The organism is Pseudomonas sp. SJZ080, assembly GCF_007828295.1.
GTDB lineage: Bacteria > Pseudomonadota > Gammaproteobacteria > Pseudomonadales > Pseudomonadaceae > Aquipseudomonas > Aquipseudomonas migulae_A.
In genome coordinates this window covers 50,456-71,780 of sequence record NZ_VIUK01000012.1, presented here as the reverse complement: position 1 = coordinate 71,780, position 21,325 = coordinate 50,456, and the positions used below count along the sequence as shown (strand labels likewise).

Sequence of the window (21,325 nt, the reverse complement as noted above, 5' to 3'; positions counted from 1 at the left end):
TGTAGGAGCCGGCTTGCTGGCGATTGGCCGCAACGCGGCCTCCCCTGATGCACAAAATCACAAGAATAAAAAAGATCCGAGGTGTTGCATGTCCGAGCTATCCGAAGCGCGCATCCCCGACGCACCCGCCATTCAGCGTTTGCCCCTTTTGCAACTGATCCTGGTCGGTCTGCAACATGTTTTGCTGATGTACGGCGGAGCCATCGCGGTGCCGCTGATCATCGGACAGGCCGCAGGCCTGAGTCGTGAAGAAATCGCCTTCCTGATCAATGCCGACCTGCTGGTGGCCGGCATCGCCACCATCGTCCAGTCGCTGGGCATCGGCCCGATGGGCATCCGCATGCCGGTGATGATGGGCGCCAGTTTCGCCGCCGTCGGCAGCATGGTCGCCATGGCCGGCATGCCCGGCATCGGTCTGCAGGGGATCTTCGGCGCGACCATCGCCGCCGGATTCTTCGGCATGCTCATCGCGCCGTTCATGTCCAAAGTCGTTCGCTTCTTCCCGCCGCTGGTGACCGGCACCGTGATCACCTCGATCGGTTTGTCGCTGTTCCCCGTGGCCGTCAACTGGGCGGGCGGCGGTGCGGGGGCCGCTCAGTTCGGTTCACCGATTTACCTGGCCATCGCCGCGCTGGTGCTGGCCACCATTCTGTTGGTCCATCGCTTCATGCGCGGTTTCTGGGTCAACATTTCAGTATTGATCGGCATGTGCCTCGGTTATGCGATCTGCGGTGTGATCGGCATGGTCGACCTCAGCGGCATGGCTCAGGCGCCATGGGTGCAGATCGTCACACCGCTGCATTTCGGCATGCCGAAGTTTGAACTCGCACCGATCCTTTCGATGTGCCTGGTGGTGGTGATCATCTTCGTCGAGTCCACCGGGATGTTCCTCGCCCTGGGCAAAATCACCGGCCAGGAAGTCTGCCCGCGGATGCTGCGTCGCGGCTTGTTGTGTGATGCCGGCGCGTCGTTTTTCGCCGGTTTCTTCAACACCTTCACCCACTCCTCGTTCGCGCAGAACATCGGCCTGGTGCAGATGACCGGTGTGCGCTGCCGCTCGGTGACCATCGTTGCCGGTGGTTTGCTGGTGGGGCTGAGCCTGCTGCCGAAAGCGGCGTTCCTGGTGGCGTCGATTCCGCCGGCGGTACTGGGCGGCGCGGCGATTGCGATGTTCGGCATGGTGGCCGCGACCGGGATCAAGATTCTTCAAGAAGCCGATATCGGTGATCGTCGAAACCAGTTGCTGGTCGCGGTGAGCATTGGCATGGGATTGATTCCCGTGGTGCGTCCGGAGTTTTTTGCGCACCTGCCATTGTGGATGAGCCCGATCACCCACAGCGGTATCGCCATGGCAACGTTGAGTGCCCTGGCGTTGAACCTGCTGTTCAACATTCTCGGCGGCAAGGAACGCGCCGCGATCAACGACTGCCACGCCCACTCGCACTAAGTCAGCAACACACGAACCCTGTAGGAGCCGGCTTGCTGGCGAAGGCGGCGTGTCAGACGACATCAATGCTGGATGTTCTGACCTCATCGCCAGCAAGCCGGCTCCTACAAGGGCCGGGACCGCCTGCGCCTCGCAAAAATAAAAACAAGAGGGAGCAACAGATGATTCGGACTCAGACAAACCTGCTGTTAGGCAGTGGCCTGCTGGCTGCCAGCCAAGCCATGGCCGGCGATTTATTGCTGTGGCAGACCAACAGCCTGAGCTATTTGTACGGCAAGAATTTCGCGATCAACCCGTCGATCCAGCAGACGGTGACGTTCGAGCACGCCGACAAGTGGAAATACGGCGACAACTTCCTGTTCGTCGACAAGATCTTCTACAACGGTGAAGAAGATCGCAACAAAGGCCCGCGCGCCTTCTACGGCGAGTTCAGCCCACGCCTCTCCTTCGGCAAGATCCTTGACCGCCGCTTCGAATACGGCCCGATCAAGGACGTGCTGCTGGCCATGACCTACGAATATGGCGAGGGCGACAGCGAGGCCTACCTGATCGGCCCCGGTTTCGACCTCGCAGTGCCGGGCTTCAACTACTTCACCTTGAACTTCTATCGTCGCCAGACCGAAGGCCCGCGCCCCGGCGATGGTGTCTGGCAGATCACGCCCGCCTGGTCCTACAGCATTCCGCTGGGCAACTCGGACCTGTTGATCGACGGTTATCTGGACTGGGTGGTGGACAACGATCAGAACGCTCGCGGCACTTACCACGCCAACCTGCACATCAATCCGCAGATCAAATATGACCTCGGCAAAGCCTTGGGCTGGAGTCAGAAACAGTTCTACGTCGGCACCGAATACAGCTACTGGAAGAACAAGTACGGCGTCGAAAACAGCGCCAGCCTCGATACCCACCAAAACACCGCCAGCCTGCTGGTGAAGGTGCACTTTTAAGATGGCCCGCAACTGTGCTCAAAACCTGTCGTCGGTGCGCTGTTGCGGGGCGCTTGAGAACGGGCCTTGGAGTCAGTATTCTCCGCGGCCGCCCGAATCCGCTTTAAAAAAAAGCCCGGATTTAATTCCTGACCAGAAAGCCAACTTATCCCGGCCCTGGACGGTAACAAGGCATTCCAACCCCCCTCTCAATCGACGGCTCTTGAGCCGCCGAACGGGAGTTTTTTTGCTTTTCGAAAGCCTTGGCGCAGCGCTTGCCGACAGCACTGAAGCTCGCCGATTGGATGATTTTTTACCGCTACAGAAAAAGGCGCCACACCAGAGTGCCGATCTTAAAAAAACAACGTGAAACACCTACTTTTTGGGAGCAACCGAATGAAACGTACGTGCACTAGCCTGATGCTGGCGGGGTCCTTGCTGGCCGGGGGCCAGGCCATGGCCGGCGACTTGCTGCAATGGCAGAACAACAGCCTGACCTACCTGTATGGCAAAGACTTCCAGGTCAACCCGCGCATTCAGCAGACCGTGACGTTCGAACACGCCGATGGATGGAAATACGGGGATAACTTCTTCTTCGTCGACAAGATCTTCTACAACGGCGAAAAGGATTTCAACGTCGGCCCGAACACCTATTACGGGGAATTCAGCCCACGTATTTCCCTGGGCAAGGTCCTTGATCAGAAGGTCGAATTCGGCCCGGTCAAAGACGTGCTGCTGGCCATGACGTACGAGTTCGGTGAAGGCGATACCGAGTCCTACCTGATCGGTCCGGGCTTCGACCTGGCGATCCCCGGTTTCGATTACTTCCAGCTGAACTTCTACCAGCGTCACACCGAAGGCCCACGTGCCGGTGACAACGTCTGGCAGATCACTCCGGTGTGGTCCTACACCATTCCTGTTGGCGATTCGAACATCCTGATCGACGGGTTCATGGACTGGGTAGTCGACAACGACTCGAACTCCAAAGGCGATTACCACGCCAACCTGCACTTCAACCCGCAGGTTAAATATGACCTGGGTAAGGCGTTGAATTTTGGTGAGAAGCAGTTGTATGTGGGTGTGGAGTATGACTACTGGTCGGATAAGTATGGGATTAAGGATAGCCAGTACTTCAAGACTGATCAGAGCACGACGAGCTTTTTGGTGAAGTTGCACTTCTGACATTTACCAAAAACCAACCTGCGCAAATAGGCAGGTTGGTTTACTTATGCGACTGACGCTCTACGACCCGGAGTCACCTTTACCCAAGCGCCCCCTTCGTCAATATTTCGGCGATACCCGCCAAAAAGCATACTGGACATATCACGTTCCTCCAACTGCTGACCTTCAGGCCGAGCAGCATTGCCAAAAAACATGCCACTGGAAACCGCGTATTGGCTAGTATCAATCGCGGGTCCGTTTATCCGCCCCTGAACAAATTCGGCAATCATTGCGGGCCCTGACATAAACAGGGTTAACTTGAGGCGATTGAACATTCCTTCTTCTGCTGCGCTTCGTTTCTGACTCCATCCGAAATTCTCCCTTCCAAAACGAGCCGCGGACTCGTCAGAGTATTCATAGAGAACCCTATCCAATAGCTGTTCTCCAATTGACGATTCCGGGATGGCCGCAATAACGGCATTTGAAGTCATAGGCCCCTCAATATGGGCTAAAAAGCCATTTATAGCATTCAGTCTCCCAATCGGTCCCGCAACAGCAATGTCAACATCCATGTAAACGCCACCTTTTACGTAGGTTGCCGCCAACTCCACAACGTCACTGGCTGCTGCCAAATTTTTGTAGGGACCATTACTCTCACGCGAGTAAATCCCTTCGATATGGGCGGCGCCCGCATAAACTTCCGCCAACTCTCTAAACAACTCCTGGGGCGAAGCTATATTCAGGGCGTGCCCTTCGCGATAAGCCAATTCACGATCAACTGGATCCATACCCTCTTTCATATCATCTAACGTATCAAAAATGTACGAGTCCTTATGCGTCCACACGTGCACCTGATATTCCGAGTTCAGATTTTTGAACATTAGTATGTTACGTAGAAACAAGGACGGAATATTTCCGCCATCCCAATAGAAATGAGCAATGGTGGGTACTGCATTCTTGCCTAACGAATCCACCCAATTAATCGGATTATTGAAGGTCATCATGAATACATTAAGACCATCAACAAATCCGGCCGGATCCGGGCTCACCCAACGCTGCAACCACGGCGCATAACACCGATACCCATAATAATAAAGCCCCGTCGCATCCCGCTCTTTACCCGAATAACGAATCGTCTTGTACTTGCCTTCAGTCTCGCTGGCACCCGCCCACAACGCCGTTCCGCCAAACGCGTAATAAACCTCCCGACTCAGTACGGCTCCCCGTTCATCCAACTCCAGCGTGCTGGAATTCAGATGATTGCTCAGGCAAAAACGCAGTTGATCGTTACGAACGTCACGAGGCCATTTCGTGACCCAGTGCAAGGCGCGCACCTGACTGCGCCCGGCCTCGACACTGATGACATGCCGCTCTTCGCCCGTCGCCGCATCACGGTGGATTTCCACCCCCGGCAAGTAGCGAACTTCGGCCCGCAACGTACGACTCGCCGCCTGGGTCAGTCGGACCTTTCGCAAACGATGCCCCGGACTGTCGTAGCAATAACACTCGGTATCGTCAGGGCCGTCTTCACGCCTGACCAGCGTGACCCGGCTCAGCTGATTGCGGATGTCCCAGCTCATCTTTTGGCCGCGCAACAACTCCAGTTGATTGCCATTGGCGTCGAATCCGTCTGCAAGACATTCTTTATCCGCGACGCTGCGATTGCTGTCTGGCGAAGTAAACATCTCGAAGGTTTCTGTGCCGCTGTGATGGCGGGTTTGCAGATTGCCTGCTGCGTCGTAGTTGAACGTCTGGATGTAATTGCGCAACCGGCCGGGATCCAGCGGCGTGGTTTGCCACGACGGCAACGCTGGGCCGTAGCTCGGCTGACTGACTTCGCTGCCGGTGGCTTCGATCAACTGGTAAAGGCTGTCGTAGGCATAGCAACAGACCGGATCGATTCGCTGATTGTTGAAGTAACGGGTCAGTTGAGCCTGGTCTTCGATGCTGGTGATGTTGCCCACCGGATCGTATGCATAATTGAAATCCTGAAGCGTCTGGCCATCGGCATCGCAAGACTGCAGTTGCAGTAAACGCCCGTTTTCTTCGGCGTATCGCGCGCGGGTGGACGCGCCGTTTCCCGCCCGTTCGCTGACGCCCCTGCCCAAGGCGTCGTAGCGGATGTCACTGACCAGCAAACGCGGCTCTTCCAAGGATCCTGACAGCTTCAGTCGGACGTCAAGCAACTGACCGGCCCGGTCGTAAGCGAACGATCTGACGTTATCCATCGCGTCAGTCTGACGATGCATTGCTCCCAAAGGACCGTACTGCTGCGTCGTCTCGAACATCTCGTCTTCCAGCCCGGCCTCGGCGAATGCAGACGACCAATCCGGCGGTTCCAGATCGCGCAGGAAACGCAATCGCTCCGACAGCAGCAAACCACCCACACCGTATTCGCAGAGGCGCCGGCTGCCGACCGGATGGTCATGGCGGATCAGTTGTCCGCATTGGTTATGGATGGCGAGCTCGTCACCGCCAGCACCATACGTAAATCGATCGGAAACCCGCGCCGGTTCCCCCGCCATCTGCTCCGTAACGGTTATCGGACGCTGAAGCTCATCAAATTCGGTGTGACGCTGACTACCGCGCCCGTCCCAGAACGAACAGGTCGTCTCCGCCTGATCCAGCAAACTCAGCTGCCAACCGGCGTCCACGCTCTTCACCAACAGAGCCCGGCCTTGCAAATCAAAGGTGTTTTCAAGATTAGGCTTCGTTCCCCACAAACGTGGGTCCCAGGAAGCAAAAAGCCGACCGGCAGGATCGAAGCGATTGCGGGTAATGCGGATCTCAAGGGAAGGGTTCAGCGGATGACGACAATAAGCGACATTTCGCACAGCCAGCCCGCGCGAATCCACCACCGACAGCGTCGGCGTATGAGCGTCAATCCATCGCGCAGCCGCCATCTTCCAACCCTCTGCCTGAGGGTTTCAATCTGATCGAATAAATACTTGAACGTCTACTGTCACAACTGACAGGTCAAGCCGTTTCAGGCACCGAAAGCCCAAGAAACCGACACAACTCCTCGCGTTTGGCCAATGCATCCCGCCGCCCCAGATCAATCAACTCGCTGCAATACCCCGCCTCGAACAGCAGGTAACTCAACACCCCTGCCCCGCTCGTCTTGGTCGCCCCCGGCCCGCGCAGGAACAGACGCAACGCCGCCGGCAATTCCTGACGGTGACGCGCAGCAATTTCATCGATCGGCTGGCTCGGCGAAATCACCAGCACCTCCACCGGCGCTACGCCGAGCATGCGGGTCGGCGTGCCGGCGGGCATCAGATGGCTGAACTGATTCAAGCGCTGCAGCAACTCGATGTCGCTTTCCAGGCTGTCAATGAACGTACTGTTGAGCATGTGCCCGCCAATTTGCGCGAGCGTCGGCTGCTGACCGGTGTAGGCGCGTTGCAATGGTCGCTCCGGGTCGACGCCACGCGGGTTGCCGCTGACGCCCACCACCAGCACGCGACTGGCGCCCAGGTGCAGGGCCGGGCTGATCGGTGCCGATTGGCGTACCGCGCCGTCACCGAAGTACTCCTCGCCGATTTTTATCGGGGCGAACAGCAGTGGGATGGCGGAACTGGCGAGCAAGTGCTCGACGGTCAACTGCGTGGGAACACCGATTCGTCGATGGCGCAACCAGGACTCAATCGTGGTGCCGCCTTGGTAGAAGGTGACCGCCTGCCCCGACTCGTAACCGAATGCGGTGACCGCCACGGCCTGCAACTGCTTTTGCGCGATGGCGTCGGCAATGCCGGTCATGTGCAGTTTGTCGTTGAGCAACCCTCGCAGCGGCGAGCTGTTGAGCAAGGCGACCGGTACCTGAGCACCAATGCCGAGCAAACTGTGGGTGACAAACCGGCTAGCCTGATGGATCACGCCCGGCCAATCACTGCGCAACACCAGATGGCTGCGAAACCCCTGCCAGAAAGCGGTCAGACGTTCGATGGCATTGCGAAAGTCCATCGCCCCGCTGGCCAGGCTGACAGCGTTGATCGCCCCGGCCGAGGTACCGACGATCACCGGAAACGGATTGTTTGCCCCCACCGGCAGCAGTTCGGCAATGGCAGCCAGCACGCCCACCTGATAGGCCGCCCGGGCCCCACCGCCGGAAAGAATCAACCCTGTAACCGGTTCAGCAGGACTCATCGCAACGCTCCATGGTGCTTGATGGGATTTCATTGCTCCAACCCTGTCTGCACGAGACTGTAGGAGCGAGCTTGATTGCGAAGGTCGTCAACGATGACATTGGCAGCCTGATACCCCGCGGTGGATTCAAGTTTCTCGCGAGCAAGCTCGCGCCTACAGAGGATCGTGGTTCACCCGCGTTTGGCGTACAGCTTGGGTTCGCCCGGCGGACGGCTCTTGAAGCGGCGATGGGCCCAGAGGTATTGCTCAGGACAGTCGCGCAGCACGCCTTCGATCCATTGGTTGATCCGCAGGCAATCGGCCTCCTCGGTCTCGCCGGGGAAACCTTCGAGCGGCGCATGAATCACCAATCGATAACCGCTACCGTCCGCCAGGCGCTCCTGGGTGAACGGCACCACCAGCGCCTTGCCCAGCCGCGCAAATTTGCTGGTGGCGGTGACGGTCGCCGCCTGAATCCCGAACAGCGGCACGAAAATGCTTTGCTTGGCGCCGTAGTCCTGATCCGGTGCGTACCAGATCGCCCGGCCGGCCCGCAGAAGCTTGAGCATGCCGCGCACGTCCTCGCGCTCCACGGCCAGCGAATCGAGGTTATGTCGCTCGCGGCCACAGCGCTGGATGTAATCGAACAGCGGGTTCTTGTGCTCGCGGTACATGCCGTCGATGGTGTGCTGCTGACCGAGCAACGCCGCGCCGATTTCCAGCGTGGTGAAATGCACGGCCATCAGAATCACGCCCTTGCCGTCGCTCTGGGCTTTCTTGAGATGCTCCAGCCCTTCGACGTGGGCCAGTTTCGCCAGGCGCTCCCGGGACCACCACCAGCTCATGGCCATTTCAAAGAAGGCGATGCCGGTTGAGGCAAAGTTTTCCTTGAGCAGGCGTTTGCGTTCGGCAGCGGATTTTTCCGGGAAGCACAGTTCCAGATTGCGCTTGGCGATACGCCGTCGGTCGCCCGCCGCACGATACATCAATGCACCAAGGGCGCGACCGATAGACAGCAACGCCGGATACGGCAATTGAACAATCAGCCACAACAGCCCCAGCCCACACCACAGCGGCCAGAAACGCGGCATAAGAAATGTTTTTCGAAAACGCGGGCGATCCATTAAAGCTTCCGGAAAGACGATGGCCGCGCATTCTACATCGTTCGACCCGGCTTGCGGCTGGCGAGCGTTCTCGTTATAAGTCTCGGCACTTTTAGTGACAAGCCGTTGTATGCCGACCATGAGCCAAACCGACCCGCTAGACCAAGATCCCGTGTTCCAGTTGAAGGGCAGCATGCTCGCCATTACGGTGCTGGAGCTGGCCCGCAACGACCTCGAGAGCCTCGATCGGCAACTGGCCGCCAAAGTCGCCCAGGCCCCTGGCTTCTTCAGTAACGCGCCGCTGGTATTGGCGTTGGACAAGCTTCCGGCCAGCGAAGGCGCGGTCGATCTGCCAGGCTTGATGCGCGTTTGTCGCCAGCACGGCCTGCGTACGTTGGCAATCCGCGCCAGCCGCATCGAAGACATCGCCGCCGCCATCGCGGTCGACCTGCCGGTGCTGCCACCGTCCGGCGCCCGTGAGCGGCCGCTGGACCCGCTTGAAGGGGTTGTTGCGAAAAAACCGGAAAAACCGGCGGAACCGACGATCAAACCGACGAAAATCATTACCTCGCCGGTACGCGGCGGCCAGCAGATTTATGCCCAGGGTTGCGACCTCGTCGTGATCTCCTCGGTCAGCCCGGGGGCGGAACTTCTCGCCGACGGGAACATCCATGTATACGGCCCGATGCGCGGTCGTGTATTGGCCGGGGTCAAAGGCGACACGAAAGCCAGGATTTTCTGTCAGCAAATGAGCGCTGAACTGGTCTCCATCGCCGGCCACTACAAGGTTTCGGAAGATCTGCGGCGCGACCCTTTATGGGGTGCGGGCGTGCAGGTCAGCCTGTCGGGCGATGTGTTGAACATCATTCGGCTTTAACGGATACTGCCGCATTTTCCAAGCATCTCTAAAACGTAGCGAAAACGGCTCAAACGAAGTAGGAAAAAGGCCAAAAGCAGTGTTTACCGGAGGTAAACGCCGTTCAGGGCCGGATTCCAGCCAAGGCTGTCCGACTGCAGTCGTTTTTCCAGAGATGTTTTTCAGGGGCTAAATGTCCTTTTTCCTTAGGGGTGAAACACCTTGGCCAAGATTCTAGTGGTTACATCCGGCAAGGGTGGTGTGGGTAAGACCACCACCAGTGCTGCTATCGGTACCGGCCTCGCACTGCGCGGCCACAAAACAGTTATCGTCGATTTCGACGTCGGTTTGCGTAACCTCGACCTGATCATGGGTTGCGAGCGTCGTGTCGTGTATGACTTCGTCAACGTGGTCAACGGCGAAGCCAACCTGCAACAGGCCCTGATCAAAGACAAACGCCTGGAAAACCTCTACGTACTGGCCGCCAGTCAGACTCGCGACAAAGACGCGCTGACCGTCGAAGGCGTGGAAAAAGTCCTGATGGCGTTGAAGGAAGACTTCGAATTCGTGGTTTGCGACTCCCCGGCAGGCATCGAGAAAGGTGCTCACCTGGCCATGTACTTCGCCGATGAAGCGATCGTCGTGACCAACCCGGAAGTCTCTTCAGTACGTGACTCGGACCGCATGCTGGGCCTGCTGGCCAGCAAATCGCGTCGCGCCGAGAATGGCGAAGACCCGATCAAGGAACACTTGCTGCTGACCCGCTACAACCCGCAACGCGTCAGCGACGGCGAAATGCTCGGCGTCGAAGACGTGAAAGAGATTCTGGCCGTGACCCTGCTGGGCGTCATTCCGGAATCCCAAGCGGTACTCAAGGCTTCCAACTCCGGTGTACCCGTAATTCTTGACGACCAGAGCGACGCCGGTCAGGCGTACAGCGATGCAGTCGATCGTCTGCTGGGTAAAACCGTAGAGCATCGATTCCTCGATGTGCAGAAGAAAGGATTCTTTGCGAGTTTGTTTGGAGGTCGGTAATGAACATTTTTGACTTCTTTCGCGCCAACAAGAAGCCAAGTACCGCGTCGGTAGCGAAAGAGCGTCTACAGATCATCGTGGCGCATGAACGCGGCCAACGCAGTACACCGGATTACTTGCCCGCCTTGCAGAAGGAACTGGTCGAGGTGATCCGCAAGTACGTCAATATCGGGTCCGATGACGTGCACGTCGCCCTGGAAAACCAGGGTAGCTGCTCGATTCTGGAACTCAATATCACCCTGCCAGATCGCTGAGTCGATCCGGCAGGAGCCACGGCGGCTCGATTATTTGGGTGCCCTCGTGTGTAGGAGCCGGCTTGCTGGCGATGCAGACAACGCGGTGTAACAAATACACCGCGTTGATGCTATCGCCAGCAAGCCGGCTCCTACGCAAAGGGGTACGCAAGTGGACGAGCCGCCGTTGGCGTTTGTTACGAGGCTGTTTTAATGCCGCTGTCCAACATCCGCATCATCCATCAGGACGCCGCCGTACTGGTGGTGGATAAACCGACCCTGTTGCTTTCCGTCCCTGGCCGGGCCGATGACAACAAGGATTGCCTGATCACCCGCCTGCAAGAAAACGGCTACCCGGAAGCACGCATCGTCCATCGCCTGGACTGGGAAACGTCCGGCATCATTCTTCTGGCCCGCGACCCGGACACCCATCGCGAATTGTCTCGGCAATTTCACGACCGCGAAACCGAAAAGGCCTACACCGCACTCTGCTGGGGACAACCGGAACTGGACAGTGGCAGCATCGACCTGCCGTTGCGCTACGATCCGCCGACCAAGCCACGTCACGTGGTGGACCACGAGTTCGGCAAAAACGCCCTGACCTTCTGGCGCGTACTCGAACGTTGCGGCGACTGGTGCCGGGTTGAATTGACACCGATCACCGGCCGCTCCCATCAGTTGCGCGTGCATATGCTCTCCATCGGCCATCCGCTTTTGGGCGACGGTCTCTATGCCCATGAGCAAGCGCTGGCCGCCTGGCCACGGTTGTGCCTGCACGCAAGCATGCTCAGCTTCACTCATCCCCAGACCGGTGAACGCTTGCGCTTCGAGTGCCCGGCACCGTTCTGACAGTTGAATCGCAAATTGCAGGAGCCGGCGTACTGGCGATTGCGGCGGGCCAGTCAACATCAATGTTGCCTGACGTTTCACTATCGCCAGCAAGCCGGCTCCTGCAAGGGATCCCTTCACCAGGCCAAATCTGCAGGGCTACTCCCTCAGCAGCCCACCGCCAATTCTCTGACCAATACGTTAAACTGGCGCCATTGCTGTCTGGAGCTACTTATGCGCGAAGAGTTGAACCAAGGCCTGATCGATTTCCTCAAGGCCTCCCCTACCCCGTTCCATGCCACTGCCAGCCTTGTTCAGCGCCTGGAAGCGGCGGGTTATCAGCGTCTCGATGAGCGCGAGCCCTGGTCCACCGAGGCCAACGGCCGTTACTACGTCACCCGCAACGACTCTTCGATCGTCGCAGTCAAGATGGGCCGTCACTCGCCGCTGCACGGCGGTATTCGCCTGGTCGGGGCCCACACCGACAGCCCGTGCCTGCGGGTCAAACCTCAGCCGGAACTGCAACGCCAGGGTTTCTGGCAACTGGGCGTCGAAGTCTATGGCGGCGCGCTGCTGGCGCCCTGGTTCGACCGTGACCTGTCCCTGGCCGGCCGCGTGACCTTCCGCCGTGACGGCAAGGTCGAGAGCCAGCTGATCGACTTCAAGGCGCCGATTGCGATCATCCCCAACCTGGCCATTCACCTCAATCGTGAAGCCAACATGGGCTGGGCCATCAACGCCCAGACCGAACTGCCGCCGATCCTTGCGCAGTTTGCCGGTGATGAGCGTGTGGACTTCCGCGCCGTGCTCACCAACCAACTGGCGCTGGAACATGGCCTGAACGCCGACGTGGTGCTCGATTACGAGCTGAGCTTCTACGACACCCAAAGCGCTGCGGTCATTGGCCTGCATGGCGACTTCATCGCCGGCGCGCGCCTGGACAACCTGCTATCGTGCTATGCCGGCCTGCAGGCTTTGCTGACGGCTGAAACCGACGAAACCTGCGTGCTGGTCTGCAATGACCACGAAGAAGTCGGCTCCTGCTCCGCGTGCGGCGCTGACGGCCCGATGCTTGAGCAGACCCTGCGTCGACTGCTGCCTGAAGGTGATGAATTCGTCCGCACCATTCAGAAATCCCTGCTGGTCTCGGCCGACAATGCCCACGGCGTACACCCCAACTACGCCGACAAGCACGACGCCAATCACGGCCCGAAACTCAACGCAGGCCCGGTGATCAAGGTCAACAGCAACCAGCGCTACGCCACCAACAGCGAAACCGCCGGGTTCTTCCGCCATCTGTGCATGGCCGAGGAAGTGCCTGTGCAAAGCTTCGTGGTGCGCAGCGACATGGGCTGCGGCTCGACCATCGGCCCGATCACCGCCAGCCACCTGGGCGTGCGCACCGTGGACATCGGCTTGCCGACGTTCGCCATGCACTCGATCCGCGAGCTGTGCGGCAGCCACGATCTGGCGCACCTGGTGAAAGTGTTGAGCGCGTTTTACGCCTGCCAGGAATTGCCGTAATCCCTGTAGGAGCCGGCTTGCTGGCGATCCAGGCGACGCGGTGTAACTGACGCACCGCGCCGATCCTATCGCCAGCAAGCCGGCTCCTACCTGAGTGAAAACCGCTAGAATTAAATTATCCCTTCCGACAAGGCAGTCGCCCATGATCTCAATGTCTTCATTCCACGCCATGCTGATCCCGATTCTTGCCGGGATGATCCTGCTGGCCATCGGCTTCAATTTCCGCGACAAGAATGCCGGCGTGTTCGCGATGTGGATCGGCATGCTGACCATCCTCGCCACCGTCGTCTTCAAGATCCTCGCCAAACTCAACGAATAAATCCCTCCCCTTGGCTCGCATTGATTTTGGCGGGCTCGTACACTCGGTCGATCTGCTCTTTTCAAGGTTGACCGCCTAGTGTTCGTTCGTCTTTTTGCCCTGCCCTGTTTTTTCCTCGTCTGCCTCATGGCGCTGCTGCCGATCATGCCCGCCCAGGCCGCCGGCCTGCCAAGCCTGCTCAACGGCTCCGCGAAAACCCAGCCAGAAGCGCAGGAGCCTCTGGGGCAATCCCTCGACGAAGTCATCAAATCGCTGGAGAACGATCAACAACGCAGCAAGTTGCTGGCCGACCTGAAGAAGCTGCGCGACGCCACCAAAAAAGCCCAGCCGGCCACCGAAGAAGGCGTACTCGGCCTGATTGGCGGCACGCTGGCCAATTTCGAAAAACAGTTCTCCGGCGCCGACAGCCCGCTCACGCGCTGGTCCGAAGAATTCAATCTGGCCAAAGACGAACTGATAGCGCTAGCGTTGCCGGCCAATGAATGGCTGCCGATGATTTTTGCCTTCGCCATGATTCTGATGGTCTGGAGCCTGCTGGCCGCCGCGCTGATCTGGCTCGGCCATCGGGTGCGGATGCGCTTCGGCCTGACCGAGGAATTGCCGCAACACCCCAAGGCCCTCGACATGCTGCGTTTTGCCCTGCGCAAACTCGGCCCTTGGCTGATTGCGTTGGTCATCACGGTGTACATGAGTTATGCCTTGCCCTCGTCGCTGGGCAAAAGCCTGGCCATGGTGCTGGCCTACGCGCTGGTGGTCGGCACGTGTTTTTCGGCGATCTGCGTGATCGCCTTTTCCCTGCTCGACGGCCCGCACCGTCACCGCGCGTTATACATCCTGCGGCACCAGGCCTTTCGGCCGCTGTGGCTGATCGGCAGTTTCGCCGCCTTCGGTGAGGCCTTGAACGATCCGCGGCTGGTGACCAGCCTCGGCAGCCACCTGGCGCACACTGCAGCCACCATCGCGAACGTGCTGGCGGCGCTGTCCACCGGCCTGTTCATCCTGCGCTTCCGTCGCCCCATCGCCCATTTGATCCGCAACCAGCCACTGTCCCGGCGCCTGACCCGCCGAGCCCTCAGCGACACCATCGATATTCTCGGGACCTTCTGGTTCGTGCCGGCGCTGGTACTGGTGGCCATCTCACTGTTCGCCACCTTCGTCTCGGCCGGCGACACCAGCACCGCACTGCGTCAGTCGCTGATCTGCACCGTGCTGCTGGTGTTGTGCATGGTCATCAATGGGCTGGTGCGGCGCCATGCGCTGAAACCGCAACGCGGCGTGAAGCGTCATGCGTTGTATTCCGAACGCCTGAAAAGCTTCTTCTATACCCTCGCCCATTTGCTGGTGTGGCTGGCGTTCATCGAACTCGGCCTGCGCGTCTGGGGCATGTCGTTGATTGCGTTCACCGAAGGCGAAGGCCATGAAGTCAGCGTCAAACTGTTCAGCCTCGGTGGCACGCTGATCTTTGCCTGGCTGATCTGGATTCTCAGCGACACCGCGGTGCACCACGCCCTCACCCGCTCACGCAAAGGCCTGGCCAATGCGCGCGCGCAGACGATGATGCCGCTGATTCGCAACGTGCTGTTCGTGACGATCTTCATCGTGGCGCTGATCGTCGCCCTGGCCAACATGGGCATGAACGTCACGCCGCTGCTGGCCGGTGCCGGCGTGATCGGTCTGGCCATCGGTTTCGGTGCACAGTCACTGGTCGCCGACCTGATCACCGGGCTGTTCATCATTATCGAAGACTCCCTGGCCATCGACGACTACGTGGATGTCGGCGGTCACCTCGGCACTGTCGAAGGCCTGACCATTCGCACCGTGCGCCTGCGAGACATCGACGGCATCGTCCACACGATTCCGTTCAGCGAGATCAAAAGCATCAAGAACTACTCACGGGAGTTCGGCTACGCAATCTTCCGCGTGGCGATCCCCTCGAACATGGACATCGATAACGCGATCAAACTGATGCGCGATGTCGGCCAGAAGATGCGCACCGATCCGCTGCAGCGGCGCAATATCTGGTCGCCGCTGGAGATTCAAGGGGTCGAGAGTTTCGAGTCCGGCAACGCGATCCTGCGGGCCCGCTTCAAGACCGCGCCGATCAAGCAGTGGGAGGTTTCCCGGGCGTTCAACCTGTCCCTGAAACGCCACATGGACGAAGCCGGGCTCGATCTGGCGACGCCACGCATGAGTGTGCAGGTGGTGACGGCGGGTGGCGGGCCAGCAACGGAAGAACCCCGCACCCTGTAGGACCCGGCTTGCTGGCGATGGACGCACAGGCACCGCGTTCATTCAGGCCGCAAGCGTAATCGTTCACGTCCATCGCCAGCAAGTCGGCTCCTACAGGGTTCGCGGCCAAACGCAGGATCGGCAGCGACTGACAAATCGCAGGCAAAAAAAATCCCCGAACCAGTCGGGGATTTTTTATGTTCGATCAATCAGCCCGAAAGCGGATCAATCTTCGCGATAGCGACGCAGCTTCAACTGCTTACCGGCAACGCGAGTGTCCTTCAGTTTGGTCAGGAGTTTTTCCAGACCATCTTCCGGCAGCTCGACGAGGCTGAAGCTGTCACGCACCTGGATGCGACCGATCGCTTCACGTGCCAGGCCACCTTCGTTGAGGATGGCGCCCAGCAGGTTCTTGGCAGCGATACCGTCACGCGCGCCCAGCGCGGTACGGCAACGGGCACGACCTTCGGCCAATGGAACCGGAGCGCGACGCTCACGATCACCACGGTCCGGACGATCACCGGTACGCTCTGGACGATCGCCACGCGGTGCGTTGTTCGGCACCAGTGGACGTTCTTTCTCGATCGCAGCCAGGGTCAACGCCTGAGCGTTGGTGGCCTTGCGCAGCAGAGCGGCAGCCAGTGCACGCGGGGTGCAACCGATGTCAGCGGTCAGGCGATCCAGCAGATCACCGTGAGTCGACTCGGCGTCGCCAACCAACGGCGACAGGCTGTTGGTCAGTTTCTTGATGCGGGCATCGAGAACAGCCTGAGCGTCCGGCAGGCGGACTTCGGCAACTTTCTGACCGGTTACACGCTCGATCACTTGCAGCATGCGGCGCTCACGCGGAGTCACCAGCAGCAGTGCACGACCTTCGCGACCGGCACGGCCGGTACGGCCGATACGGTGAACGTAGGACTCTGGGTCGTACGGCATGTCAACGTTGAACACGTGAGTGATGCGCGGAACGTCCAGGCCACGAGCAGCAACGTCGGTCGCCACAACGATGTCCAGACGGCCATCCTTGAGGGAGTCGATCACGCGCTCACGCTGGTTCTGGGCAATGTCACCGTTCAGCGCAGCGGCTTTGTAGCCTTTGGCTTCCAGGGCGCTGGCCAGGTCCAGGGTCGCTTGCTTGGTGCGCACGAACATGATCAGGGCGTCGAAGTCTTCGACTTCCAGCAGGCTCAATACAGCCGAGGTCTTCTGGTCAGCGTGAACCAACAGGTGAGCCTGTTCGATCGCGGTAACGGTCTGAGTCTTGGTCTGAATTTTCACGTGTTGCGGATCGCGCAGGTGGCGTTCGGCAATGGCACGGATCGACTGTGGCAGGGTGGCCGAGAACAGTACGGTCTGACGGGTTGCTGGCAGAGCCTTGAAGATGACTTCCAGGTCGTCCATGAAGCCCAGCTTGAGCATTTCGTCAGCTTCGTCGAGAACCAGGTGGTTCACGGTCGACAGGACTTTTTCGTCGCGACGCAGGTGGTCGCACAGACGGCCCGGGGTGGCGACAACGATCTGTGCGCCGTTACGGATTGCTTTCAGTTGTGGGCCCATAGGCGCGCCGCCGTAAACGGCCACAACGGTAACGCCCGGCATTTGCTTGGCGTAGGTTTCGAAAGCGGTTGCTACTTGCAGCGCCAACTCACGGGTTGGCGCCAGGATCAGGGCTTGCGGCTCGCGCTTGGCAGGATCGATGCAATGCAGAATAGGCAGGGCGAACGCAGCGGTTTTACCCGTACCGGTTTGCGCCTGACCAATCATGTCGTGACCGGCCATGATGATCGGGATCGATTGCTGCTGAATAGCCGAAGGCTCTTCGTAGCCAGTCGCGATGACGGCTGCAAGAATATTCGGATTAAGATTAAAAGCGGCGAAGCCGCCGGTTTCCTGGGTCATGGGTCTGCCTCTAAGTGCATCCGCAAAGACCCATGCTCCAAAGCTGCGCATGCCGTGTAAGACTCAAGAGTCGCCCTGGCTGCTTTGTCGGCGGGGATTTGCGAAAACGAATGAATGAAAAAGATTCGTCAAGGGAGAGTCCGCTGTGCGGACGTGCAGCCGAAGCTGACTTCGGGGAATTGCGCTACCTAAACGCGGCCCGGTTAAAGGCCGGCGCGCACTATACCGGAATTCGCCCAAAAAGGGAGCATTATTTGTCGGAAATCTGACGCATACACCGTTATGTCACAGGCTTTGCAGATAATCGTGCAGCGGTCTATTTTTCAAAGGCCCAGCCCTGCTGGCGATGGCGCTAAAACGCTTCACCCTTGTGACGCAGCCTTGCGGTCTCAAACTCCTTCCCGCCCGAGGAATTGCCTGATGAATCAACCCGTTACCGGCCGTGTGACCTGCGAACGGCGCGGCCATGTCTTGTTGATCGGCCTGGATCGGGTGGCCAAGCGCAACGCCTTCGATCTCGACTTGCTCAATGCCCTCAGCCTGGCCTACGGCGAATTCGAGGCCGACGGCGAGGCGCGGGTGGCGGTGGTGTTCGGCCATGGCGAGCATTTCACTGCCGGGCTCGACCTGGTCAATGCCAGCGCAGCGCTGGCCGAAGGCTGGCAAGCGCCGCCCGGAGGCTGCGATCCGTGGGGCGTGTTCGCAGGTCCGCGCGTCAGCAAACCGGTGATCGTCGCCGCGCAAGGTTACTGCCTGACCATCGGCATCGAGCTGATGCTGGCTGCCGACATCAACCTGTGTGCCAGCAACACCCGGTTCGCCCAGAAAGAAGTGCAGCGCGGGATCTTCCCGTTTGGCGGCGCGACGCTGCGCCTGCATCAGGTTGCAGGCTGGGGCAATGCCATGCGCTGGCTGCTGACGGGCGATGAGTTCGATGCCCATGATGCGCTGCACCTGGGCCTGGTGCAGGAAGTCATGGCCAGCGAGGATTTGTTGCCGCGGGCGATAGAACTGGCTGAGCGGATTGCCCGGCAGGCACCGATGGGGGTTCAGGCGACGTTGATGTCGGCGCGACAGGCACGTTACGAAGGGGAAACCGCCGCGGCGCAGGGATTGCCGGCGCTGGTGAAGAAGTTGTTGGCGAGTGAGGATGCGAAGGAAGGTGTGCGGTCGATGCTGGAAAAGCGACCGGGCGTGTTCAAAGGGGTCTGAGATTTGTAGTGATTTTGAGGGCCCCTTCGCGAGCAAGCCCGCTCCCACAGTGGAACGCATTCCAAATGTGGGAGCGGGCTTGCTCGCGAAGGGGCCATCACTGGCGACACATCAAGTCGCCGGGCGAATCGCCTTGATCAACGACTGCAACGAATAACCCAACCGCGGCGCCAACGATTCGGCCCGCGCCACCAACCCGTCCATGTCCAAGTCCTGATCCAGTTCCGAAGGCACGATCAGAATCACATTGCCCTCCTTCACCGGCAGCTCCCAGTAGTGCCGATGATAAAGCCCGCGCAACAACGCCGCGCCCAACGGTTTGCCATCGTCGGTGGCCCACTGATTGATCACCAGCCACCCCCCCGGATTCAGGCGTTTCTGACAGTTTTCCAGAAAACTCCAGGCCAGGTGCCCGACGCCCGGCCCGACATCGGTATAGAGGTCGACGAAAATCAGGTCGGCAGATTCAGCGGTATCGAGCAATTCCAGCGCGTCGCCAACCCGGATGTACAGCCGAGGATCGTCATCCAGCCCAAGGTATTCGATGGCCAGGCGCGGCACGTCGGGGCGCAGCTCGATGGCCTCGACATCTTCCAGCGGCAGGAATTTCAGGCACGCCTGGGTCAGCGTGCCGGCGCCCAGGCCGAGGAACAGCGCGCTTTCCGGTTGCTCGTGGCACAACGCACCGATCAGCATCGCCCGGGTGTAATCGTATTCGAGCCAGCTCGGATCCGCGGTGAATACACAGCTCTGTTCGATGGCATCACCGAACTCGAGAAAACGGTAATCGGCCACTTCCAGCACACGAATCACGCCGAACTCGTCCTGTACCTCGGCGAGCAGATGCTCGACGCGCTCCTCAGTCATTTCGTCTCCTGATCGTTACCGGGCCCGGCAACGTAGTACACCGCCACATGACGCGGCAAAAGCGCGATTGTCCGCGAAGCGACGGGAACAGGTCACGCACTAATTTGCTGATAACATGAACGCCCGAGCGAAAAACAACCGAGACCGTGATGAGCCAATCCTGGAGCCCTGACAGCTGGCGCGCCCTGCCGATCCAGCAACAACCTGTTTATCCTGACGCCGCGCATTTGCTGCACGTCGAGCAAACCCTGGCCAGCTATCCGCCGCTGGTGTTTGCCGGTGAAGCCCGGGAGTTGCGCCGTCAGTTCGCTGAAGTGACCCAGGGTCGCGCGTTTCTGTTGCAGGGCGGCGACTGCGCCGAAAGCTTCGCAGAATTCTCCGCCGCGAAAATCCGCGACACCTTCAAAGTGCTGCTGCAAATGGCGATCGTCATGACCTTCGCGGCCGGTTGCCCGGTGGTCAAGGTCGGGCGCATGGCCGGTCAGTTCGCCAAGCCGCGCTCGGCCAACGACGAAACCATCGACGGCGTGACCCTGCCGGCCTACCGCGGCGACATCGTCAACGGCATCGGTTTCGATGAAAAAAGTCGAGTGCCGGACCCGGAACGGCTGCTGCAGTCCTACCACCAGTCCACCGCCACCCTGAACCTGCTGCGCGCCTTCGCCCAGGGCGGTTTTGCCGACCTGCATCAGGTGCACAAGTGGAACCTGGACTTCATCGCCAACTCGGCGCTGGCAGAGAAATACAGCCACCTCGCCGACCGCATCGATGAAACGTTGGCGTTCATGCGCGCCTGCGGCATGGACAGTTCGCCGCAATTGCGCGAAACCAGTTTCTTCACCGCCCACGAAGCGCTGCTGCTGAACTACGAAGAAGCCTTCGTGCGTCGCGACAGCCTGACCAACGATTACTACGACTGCTCGGCGCACATGCTGTGGATCGGCGACCGCACCCGTCAGCTGGACGGTGCTCACGTCGAATTCCTGCGCGGGGTGAACAACCCGATCGGGGTCAAGGTCGGCCCGAGCATGAACCCCGAAGACCTGATCCGCCTGATCGACGTGCTCAACCCGGACAACGATCCGGGGCGCTTGAACCTGATCGCGCGGATGGGCGCGAACAAGGTTGGCGATCACTTGCCGGCGCTGATCCGCGCAGTGCAGCGTGAAGGCAAGCAAGTGCTCTGGAGTTCCGACCCGATGCACGGCAACACTATCAAGGCCAGCAGCGGCTACAAGACCCGTGACTTTGCGCAGATTCTTGGCGAGGTGAAGCAGTTCTTCCAGGTTCACCAAGCGGAAGGCAGTTATGCCGGTGGCATCCATATCGAGATGACCGGGCAGAATGTCACCGAGTGCATTGGTGGTGCACGGCCGATTACCGAGGATGGCTTGTCGGACCGGTATCACACCCATTGTGATCCGCGGATGAATGCTGATCAGTCGCTGGAATTGGCGTTCCTCATTGCTGAAACCCTGAAGCAAGTCCGACGGTAAACCGCGTCGCTCCCATCGCGAGCAAGCCCGCTCCCACATTTGACCGTGTTGTCCCGACGGACGCG

At 59.5% G+C, this 21,325-nt stretch carries 17 protein-coding genes; 12 read left to right on the top strand and 5 right to left on the bottom strand.

The window, feature by feature from the left end; genetic code table 11:
• Nucleotides 1-88 precede the first annotated feature (88 nt).
• The 3 genes from FBY04_RS17075 to FBY04_RS17065 all read left to right on the top strand — a co-directional run bounded on the left by FBY04_RS17075 (nt 89) and on the right by FBY04_RS17065 (nt 3,555).
• Nucleotides 89-1,447 (top strand): nucleobase:cation symporter-2 family protein, encoded by a 1,359-nt coding sequence (locus tag FBY04_RS17075; protein ID WP_145315856.1) that lies wholly within the window; start codon nt 89-91, stop codon nt 1,445-1,447.
• Nucleotides 1,448-1,608: 161 nt separating this feature from the next.
• Entirely contained in the window at nt 1,609-2,394 is a 786-nt protein-coding gene (locus FBY04_RS17070) for an outer membrane protein OmpK (RefSeq protein ID WP_084319944.1), read from the top strand.
• A 375-nt stretch (nt 2,395-2,769) separates the two neighbouring features.
• Nucleotides 2,770-3,555 carry an outer membrane protein OmpK gene (locus FBY04_RS17065; protein ID WP_084319942.1) on the top strand — a complete coding sequence of 262 codons (786 nt, stop codon included), beginning with the start codon at nt 2,770-2,772 and terminating at the stop codon, nt 3,553-3,555.
• Between the two features lie 44 nt (nt 3,556-3,599).
• Here FBY04_RS17065 and FBY04_RS17060 read toward each other — a convergent pair whose 3' ends face one another.
• From FBY04_RS17060 to FBY04_RS17050, 3 genes are all read right to left on the bottom strand, one after another.
• Nucleotides 3,600-6,437 (bottom strand): RHS repeat-associated core domain-containing protein, encoded by a 2,838-nt coding sequence (locus FBY04_RS17060; RefSeq protein ID WP_145315855.1) that lies wholly within the window; start codon nt 6,435-6,437, stop codon nt 3,600-3,602.
• A 73-nt stretch (nt 6,438-6,510) separates the two neighbouring features.
• On the bottom strand, nt 6,511-7,680 hold the full coding sequence (locus tag FBY04_RS17055) for a patatin-like phospholipase family protein (protein WP_084319938.1): 1,170 nt from the start codon (nt 7,678-7,680) through the stop codon (nt 6,511-6,513).
• Between the two features lie 170 nt (nt 7,681-7,850).
• Nucleotides 7,851-8,783: a lipid A biosynthesis lauroyl acyltransferase gene (locus tag FBY04_RS17050; protein ID WP_084319936.1), complete on the bottom strand. Its 933-nt coding sequence runs from the start codon at nt 8,781-8,783 to the stop codon at nt 7,851-7,853.
• 118 nt (nt 8,784-8,901) lie between these two features.
• On the opposite strand from FBY04_RS17050, the gene minC reads away from it, so the two are divergent.
• The 7 genes from minC (at nt 8,902) to FBY04_RS17020 (ending at nt 15,807) form a co-directional block, all read left to right on the top strand.
• The gene (gene minC / locus FBY04_RS17045) at nt 8,902-9,639 is read left to right on the top strand and encodes a septum site-determining protein MinC (protein ID WP_084319971.1); all 738 of its coding nucleotides are present in this window, start codon (nt 8,902-8,904) and stop codon (nt 9,637-9,639) included.
• A 201-nt stretch (nt 9,640-9,840) separates the two neighbouring features.
• The gene (minD, locus tag FBY04_RS17040; RefSeq protein ID WP_084319934.1) at nt 9,841-10,653 is read left to right on the top strand and encodes a septum site-determining protein MinD; all 813 of its coding nucleotides are present in this window, start codon (nt 9,841-9,843) and stop codon (nt 10,651-10,653) included.
• Nucleotides 10,653-10,907 (top strand): cell division topological specificity factor MinE, encoded by a 255-nt coding sequence (gene minE, locus FBY04_RS17035; protein ID WP_007944431.1) that lies wholly within the window; start codon nt 10,653-10,655, stop codon nt 10,905-10,907. The genes minD and minE overlap by 1 nt, the downstream gene beginning before the upstream one ends.
• Nucleotides 10,908-11,099: 192 nt before the next feature.
• The gene (locus tag FBY04_RS17030; protein WP_084319932.1) at nt 11,100-11,735 is read left to right on the top strand and encodes an RluA family pseudouridine synthase; all 636 of its coding nucleotides are present in this window, start codon (nt 11,100-11,102) and stop codon (nt 11,733-11,735) included.
• A gap of 213 nt (nt 11,736-11,948) precedes the next feature.
• Complete coding sequence (locus tag FBY04_RS17025; RefSeq protein WP_084319930.1) at nt 11,949-13,238, top strand: M18 family aminopeptidase; 1,290 nt, start codon at nt 11,949-11,951, stop codon at nt 13,236-13,238.
• Between the two features lie 142 nt (nt 13,239-13,380).
• Nucleotides 13,381-13,557: a hypothetical protein gene (locus tag FBY04_RS32385; protein ID WP_008031437.1), complete on the top strand. Its 177-nt coding sequence runs from the start codon at nt 13,381-13,383 to the stop codon at nt 13,555-13,557.
• A gap of 78 nt (nt 13,558-13,635) precedes the next feature.
• The gene (locus tag FBY04_RS17020) at nt 13,636-15,807 is read left to right on the top strand and encodes a mechanosensitive ion channel family protein (protein WP_145315854.1); all 2,172 of its coding nucleotides are present in this window, start codon (nt 13,636-13,638) and stop codon (nt 15,805-15,807) included.
• Between the two features lie 204 nt (nt 15,808-16,011).
• Here the strand turns inward: FBY04_RS17020 and FBY04_RS17015 are convergent, their stop codons facing one another.
• Entirely contained in the window at nt 16,012-17,685 is a 1,674-nt protein-coding gene (locus tag FBY04_RS17015) for a DEAD/DEAH box helicase (RefSeq protein ID WP_084319926.1), read from the bottom strand.
• Between the two features lie 420 nt (nt 17,686-18,105).
• On the opposite strand from FBY04_RS17015, the gene FBY04_RS17005 reads away from it, so the two are divergent.
• Entirely contained in the window at nt 18,106-18,897 is a 792-nt protein-coding gene (locus FBY04_RS17005; RefSeq protein WP_145315853.1) for a crotonase/enoyl-CoA hydratase family protein, read from the top strand.
• A gap of 111 nt (nt 18,898-19,008) precedes the next feature.
• On the opposite strand, the gene FBY04_RS17000 is transcribed toward FBY04_RS17005, so the two are convergent.
• The gene (locus FBY04_RS17000; protein WP_145315852.1) at nt 19,009-19,764 is read right to left on the bottom strand and encodes a spermidine synthase; all 756 of its coding nucleotides are present in this window, start codon (nt 19,762-19,764) and stop codon (nt 19,009-19,011) included.
• Between the two features lie 149 nt (nt 19,765-19,913).
• Here FBY04_RS17000 and FBY04_RS16995 point away from each other — a divergent pair, with 149 nt between their 5' ends.
• Nucleotides 19,914-21,260: a class II 3-deoxy-7-phosphoheptulonate synthase gene (locus tag FBY04_RS16995; RefSeq protein ID WP_084319920.1), complete on the top strand. Its 1,347-nt coding sequence runs from the start codon at nt 19,914-19,916 to the stop codon at nt 21,258-21,260.
• The last annotated feature ends 65 nt before the right edge of the window (nt 21,261-21,325 follow it).

What these genes read in the sequence shown, in the direction of transcription:
- FBY04_RS17075 (WP_145315856.1), top strand. Translation starts at nt 89, where the DNA reads ATGTCCGAGCTATCCGAAGCGCGCATCCCCGACGCACCCGCCATTCAG.
- FBY04_RS17070 (WP_084319944.1), top strand. Translation starts at nt 1,609, where the DNA reads ATGATTCGGACTCAGACAAACCTGCTGTTAGGCAGTGGCCTGCTGGCT.
- FBY04_RS17065 (WP_084319942.1), top strand. Translation starts at nt 2,770, where the DNA reads ATGAAACGTACGTGCACTAGCCTGATGCTGGCGGGGTCCTTGCTGGCC.
- FBY04_RS17060 (WP_145315855.1), bottom strand. Translation starts at nt 6,437, where the DNA reads ATGGCGGCTGCGCGATGGATTGACGCTCATACGCCGACGCTGTCGGTG.
- FBY04_RS17055 (WP_084319938.1), bottom strand. Translation starts at nt 7,680, where the DNA reads ATGAGTCCTGCTGAACCGGTTACAGGGTTGATTCTTTCCGGCGGTGGG.
- FBY04_RS17050 (WP_084319936.1), bottom strand. Translation starts at nt 8,783, where the DNA reads ATGGATCGCCCGCGTTTTCGAAAAACATTTCTTATGCCGCGTTTCTGG.
- minC (WP_084319971.1), top strand. Translation starts at nt 8,902, where the DNA reads ATGAGCCAAACCGACCCGCTAGACCAAGATCCCGTGTTCCAGTTGAAG.
- minE (WP_007944431.1), top strand. Translation starts at nt 10,653, where the DNA reads ATGAACATTTTTGACTTCTTTCGCGCCAACAAGAAGCCAAGTACCGCG.
- FBY04_RS17030 (WP_084319932.1), top strand. Translation starts at nt 11,100, where the DNA reads ATGCCGCTGTCCAACATCCGCATCATCCATCAGGACGCCGCCGTACTG.
- FBY04_RS17025 (WP_084319930.1), top strand. Translation starts at nt 11,949, where the DNA reads ATGCGCGAAGAGTTGAACCAAGGCCTGATCGATTTCCTCAAGGCCTCC.
- FBY04_RS32385 (WP_008031437.1), top strand. Translation starts at nt 13,381, where the DNA reads ATGATCTCAATGTCTTCATTCCACGCCATGCTGATCCCGATTCTTGCC.
- FBY04_RS17015 (WP_084319926.1), bottom strand. Translation starts at nt 17,685, where the DNA reads ATGACCCAGGAAACCGGCGGCTTCGCCGCTTTTAATCTTAATCCGAAT.
- FBY04_RS17005 (WP_145315853.1), top strand. Translation starts at nt 18,106, where the DNA reads ATGAATCAACCCGTTACCGGCCGTGTGACCTGCGAACGGCGCGGCCAT.
- FBY04_RS17000 (WP_145315852.1), bottom strand. Translation starts at nt 19,764, where the DNA reads ATGACTGAGGAGCGCGTCGAGCATCTGCTCGCCGAGGTACAGGACGAG.
- FBY04_RS16995 (WP_084319920.1), top strand. Translation starts at nt 19,914, where the DNA reads ATGAGCCAATCCTGGAGCCCTGACAGCTGGCGCGCCCTGCCGATCCAG.